Source organism: Agrococcus sp. KRD186 (genome assembly GCF_017168255.1).
In the GTDB taxonomy this organism is placed as follows: Bacteria; Actinomycetota; Actinomycetes; order Actinomycetales; family Microbacteriaceae; genus Agrococcus.
Genome location: NZ_JABFAP010000004.1, coordinates 1 through 1,568 on the forward strand (window position 1 = coordinate 1; position 1,568 = coordinate 1,568).

Genomic DNA, 1,568 nt, shown 5'->3' on the forward strand with positions numbered 1-1,568 from the left:
GGCACTAATGGGCCGCTTCTAGACTGCTCAGGTGGGCCTGTTCGTGCGGAAGGTGAAGACTGCCTCCGGGGCGACGGCGGTGCAGATCGCGTCGAAGACGCGGGGCGTGCGGACGATCGTCGAGCACCTGGGATCCGCGCATGACGATGCGCAGCTGGCGGTGCTGGTCGCGGTCGCGCGCGACCGGATCGCGGAGCTGCGCGGGCAGGGCGAGTTCGATCTCGACGCGCTCCTGCCGACGCCGTCCGCCACGGCGGCGCCGACGGTGACCGGCTCGCGTTCGCGGGTGCTTTGGGAGGTGCTCGAAGACGCGTACGCGGCGCTCGGCTTCGACGCGATCGGCGACGAGACGTTCAAGCAGCTGGTGCTGGCGCGGGTGGTGGAGCCGACGTCGAAGGCGGACACGCTGCGCGTCTGGGCCGCGCTGGGCGTGCCGGGCACGCCCTCGCTGTCCACCGTCTGGCGCACGCTCGCGCGCAGCATCGAGCACGACTGGCGCGGCCGGGCCGCGGCTGCCGCGTACGCCCACGCCACCCGGGCCGGCGCGCTCACGCTGGTCCTCTACGACGTGACGACCTTGTATTTCGAGGCGGAGTACGAGGACGGGCTGCGGAAGGTCGGCATGTCGAAGGAGCGGCGCGTGGATCCGCAGATCCTGGTCGGCCTGCTCGTCGACGCCGGCGGCTTCCCGCTCGAGGTGCACGCGTTCCCCGGCAACAAGGGAGAGACGCTCACCCTGCTGCCGGTGCTCGACGCCTTCCGCGCCCGACACGGAGTCGAAGAGCTCGTCGTCGTCGCCGATGCCGGCATGCTCTCGGCCGCGAACCTGAACGCCGTAGAGGACGCCGGGTTCCGCTTCATCGTCGGCTCCCGCACCTCCTCCGCCCCGCACGACCTGACGCCGCATTTCGAGCGACACGGGAACGCGTTCGCCGACGGGCAGATCATCGAGACCGTTCGCACGATGGGCACCGGCGCGAAGGCGCGGCAGCGGCGGGTGGTCTGGCACTACTCGTTCAAGCGCGACAAGCGCGACAACCTCACCCTCAACAAGCAGATCGAACGCGCCGAGAAGATCGCCGACGGCTCCCGGCCGGCGAAGCGGGACCGGTTCGTCACGATCGACGGGAAGAGCGTCGGCGTGAACTGGGCGCAGATCGAGAAGGCACGCACCTGGCAAGGCCTCAAGGGCTACGTGTCCAACATCCCCAAGGGCGTGCTCGACGGGGCCGGCGTGGTCGCCGCCTATCACGACCTGTTCCAGGTCGAAGCGTCATTCCGGATGGCCAAGACCGACCTCCGTGCCAGACCGATGTTCGCCTCGAAGGAGGAGTCCATCCAGGCGCACCTGACTGTCGTGTTCTGCGCACTCGCAATCAGCCGCCACCTGCACGCGGCCACCGGCGTCACCATCCGCCGCATCGTGCGCGCGCTCCGGCCGCTGCGCGATGTCGTGATCAGCATCGACGGGCACCAGCTCACCGCCGAGACCCCAGCAGCAGGCGAAGGCGCCGAAATTCTGGCCAAACTCAGGTCAGCTGCAGGGCACTAATCTGACACGATCCAGG

Annotated in this window: 1 protein-coding gene; it reads left to right on the forward strand. The window is 69.4% G+C overall.

What is annotated here, in order from left to right; translation table 11 throughout:
* Positions 1-31 precede the first annotated feature (31 nt).
* Positions 32-1,552, forward strand: a complete 1,521-nt coding sequence (locus J1M46_RS14965) for an IS1634 family transposase (RefSeq protein WP_206448787.1) — start codon at positions 32-34, stop codon at positions 1,550-1,552.
* The last annotated feature ends 16 nt before the right edge of the window (positions 1,553-1,568 follow it).